Origin of the sequence: Cupriavidus pauculus (genome assembly GCF_002858765.1) — a bacterium.
In the GTDB taxonomy this organism is placed as follows: Bacteria; Pseudomonadota; Gammaproteobacteria; order Burkholderiales; family Burkholderiaceae; genus Cupriavidus; species Cupriavidus pauculus_B.
Window position 1 is genome coordinate 169,344 of the sequence record NZ_PJRP01000004.1, and the last position, 3,304, is coordinate 172,647.

The 3,304-nt window shown below is 56.7% G+C and carries 3 protein-coding genes; 1 reads left to right on the forward strand and 2 read right to left on the reverse strand.

Features of this window, described 5'->3' with window-relative positions; genetic code table 11:
- Positions 1-699: 699 nt before the first annotated feature.
- Positions 700-1,203: a hypothetical protein gene (locus CYJ10_RS11835; RefSeq protein WP_146001989.1), complete on the forward strand. Its 504-nt coding sequence runs from the start codon at positions 700-702 to the stop codon at positions 1,201-1,203.
- A 164-nt stretch (positions 1,204-1,367) separates the two neighbouring features.
- Here CYJ10_RS11835 and istB read toward each other — a convergent pair whose 3' ends face one another.
- Both istB and istA read right to left on the reverse strand, forming a co-directional pair.
- Positions 1,368-2,183, reverse strand: coding sequence for an IS21-like element helper ATPase IstB (istB, locus tag CYJ10_RS11840; protein WP_219621418.1), 816 nt, complete (start codon positions 2,181-2,183; stop codon positions 1,368-1,370).
- A complete protein-coding gene (gene istA / locus CYJ10_RS11845; RefSeq protein ID WP_180862835.1) occupies positions 2,180-3,190 on the reverse strand; it encodes an IS21 family transposase in 1,011 nt (336 codons plus the stop codon). The genes istB and istA overlap by 4 nt, the downstream gene beginning before the upstream one ends.
- Positions 3,191-3,304 lie beyond the last annotated feature (114 nt).

Below are 3,304 nucleotides of genomic sequence, written 5' to 3' on the forward strand. Positions count from 1 at the left end.
CGGCCATGAGCGGTCAATCGACATCCAGGCTCACTTTGTAGACAATCCCGGTCAGGTCTTTTTAACCACTTAATCACTCGGAGGATTTGCAAAAAATCTGCGCCATCGCCTGCGAATGGATCGGATACAGCAAAGTGAATACCATGAAACTTCTTTCTCTGATCATCATTGCTGGCAGCATGTGCGCGGGATGCAGCAATATCACACACCAAGCACGGGACGTGGACTCGCTCGCCTCATTGCCTGCGGATCAGACACAGATGGCGAAGCCGCAATGGAAGCCTGTCACTGCGCCATACCCACTCAGGATTTTCACGAAGGTCGAAATCGACGTCAACTCAATTCATCGGACGAGCGATGGTGGCATCACTGCCTGGAATCGACAGACATACGTTGAAGAACAGGTAGTGTCGTCGACGGAGAGCTACAGAATTGGGGAATCAAGGTATTGGTTCGATTGTGATCGCAGGCTGTTCAACATCGAACATATCCATACGAGAAAGACAGATGGAACTATGGTTAGATCACGTTCGATAGAGATCGCAACTCGTCAGACTGACAACGCGATTCCACCGAAGTCATTGATTAGTGCGGAAGCGGACCTTGCATGCAGTCACGCTAAACCTTCGTAGCTCGACACAACTTGCATGTACCGCCCAATGACCGAAAAGATCGGCCAGAGAGGGTCGCAGTTTCGCGTTGAATCCAAAGCCACTTTCGGCCGTTCGACATACCTATGCGAATCGCCGACAATCGGGTGAGCAATCTTCATTTGCGATGAAAAGCAGGCTGATGGAACCTTGCAAGATTCAATTTACGTTGGATAACCTTTGCCATTGGGCAGGCATGGGGGACTACGTGCTGATTCCGCCCGATGGTAGCTATGAGATCACACTGCGATATGCAGGTGAGCCTCCTCACGGAGATTCATACCACGTCGTTGATTTAGCCGGGCGCCGGCTTCCCGGCTATGCGTGGGGCAGCATTTTCGCAATGTCAGAATGTTCGAACTTCATTGCCTTCAGTTGGATGGAAAAGAAATTCGAAAGGCTGACGACGATTATCGACGTGAGACATTCCAGATACTTCGTTTTGCCGCGATACATCTACGATCCCCGTATCGAGTGGCCGTCAATTCAAGATGCGATGGGCGAACAAGAAGGGTATGCGTTCAACGGTTCGGAGGCTTGGGCAAATTATTGACGAGTTCCGGGCATTGTCGCCGGTTCAAGCTACCCCTCCGCGCGGCTGCCGAAACGAGCGCGCGAATTGATCTTCGCGACTGTCCGCTAACGAGAAAGCTGAAGGACCCTTCAGGGTCGGGAACCGCCGATTGGAGGCGATAGCAGTTCAAGCGAACTCGGGAACTATGCGGTGCCCGTTATTTCCGCGCGTGTGCGTCGAGCGCGTGACTCACGGTTAAGCTCCCGCGAGAGCTCTGCGTGCTCACGCATGCGATAGCTGTTCCCCTTGATGTTCACGAGATGGCAGTGATGGAGCACTCGGTCGATGAGCGCGGCAGCCATCACTTCATCCCCGAAGACAGCTCCCCATTCTTCGAATCCTTTGTTGGAAGTCAGTACGGTAGAAGCGTGTTCATAGCGTCGACTAATGAGCTGGAAGAACAGCACAGCGCCGCCGTGCGTGATCGGCAGGTAGCCAATCTCATCGACGACCAGCAACGCCGGATGGGTTAGTACCGTGAGACGACGAAGCAGTTGTCCCGTCGCCTGCGCTTCCTCAAGTGACGAGATCAAGTCGATCAAGGTCCCATAGTAGACGCGGCGGCCCCGCTTGGCCGCCGCGACGGCCAGGCTGATTGCGAGGTGGCTTTTTCCGACGCCAGGCGGGCCGAGCAGGACGACGTTCTCCTTGCGCTCGACAAAGCCGAGCTCGTGCAAGCTCTCGATTTGTTCGCGCTTGATCGATGGCTGAAAGGCGAAATCGAAATCCTCCAGGGTCTTGATAGCAGGGAGCCGGGAAGAGTGCATTGCCGCCATCAGACGGCGGTTGTTTCGCAGCTTTATCTGCGCTCCCAGGAGGCGCTGAATTGCTTCAGACGCTGTTAGTTGGCCGCTGTCGACCGCGCTGAGGATCTGGTCGATCGCCTCGAGCGAACCTGGCATCTTAAGATCCGCCAGCATATCGCGGATGGCCTCGCGGGGTGACCGGGCGGCGCTCATCGTTGGTCTCCCGCCAGCCTGCCGTATTCGCTCAGGGAGCGCCTCTCCACCCTGGGCAAGGCCGCGGCCGGTATCCGGCAAGTCGGGCGGTCTGACAGGGTTGCCAGTCCTCTATATGGTGCTCGTGCCAACGGCTGAAGTAAGGCCAACTCGTCGCGTAGAAAGCGGGCATCGGGTGCCTCTGCAGTGGTCCGATGTTTCCGCTGGTTGGCCTTGCGCATTACCCACGACAACGCCTGGGTATTCAGATCTGCATCATTGAGGAATTCCCGACCGTAGAAGAAGCTCTGTCGGACATATCTGATGGGTCGCTCCACCTTGCCTTTGGTCTGAGCCCGGTACGGGCGACAAGCGCGGATGCGAAAGCCCCAATGGCGAGCAAAGCGCGAAAACTCGACGTTCTCCAACACCCTGCCGCCGGCGCCACGCTGATCGTCGACCACAACGGCTTTCATTTGGTCGAACAGTAGCTCCAAGGGAACGCCACCATGGAAGGCAAAGGCCTCTTCCAGGCCTTGCATGAGCACCTCCATGCTTTGGCGCGGGTAAAACTGAAGCCACATGCGTCGCGAATAGCTCAGCACTACGAACAAGGCGTACCGTTTGCCCCATGGCAGCCGAAACTCGGCGAAATCAACTTGCGCCTGCCGTCCGGGCGGCGTCTCGAAACGCACGACTGGCTCTGGGACCGCACCTGGGCGAATTTGTCGCACGAACTCCTTGACCTGCGAATAGCCGCCCTTGTAACCGGCAGCGCAGATCTCCTCGAACAGCCGCATCGCGGTCAGCCTCGGGTATTCCGCCAGGCGTGCCGTGATAATGCCGCGGAACTTATCAATCTTGTGTGGGACCGGTGGACGACACCGGTACCGCAGTGACTCGTTATCCCGTGAGCGATCGAGTTGCCCTGTGTCGATCCAGTAGTACAGGGTGCGCAGGCTCACGCCCAATTGCCGCGCGATCTCCGTTTTGGACAGGCCTTGCTCCAGATAGTGACGTAGCAACACGCGTTGTTCCCTCCCGTACATAGGCGGCTCCAAAGGCTCTTTCGGAGCTGCCACCTTGCCCGAGCGTGCAAATTTCGTCCGCCAGTTCTGTGCAATTTACGTCCGCCGCCCACA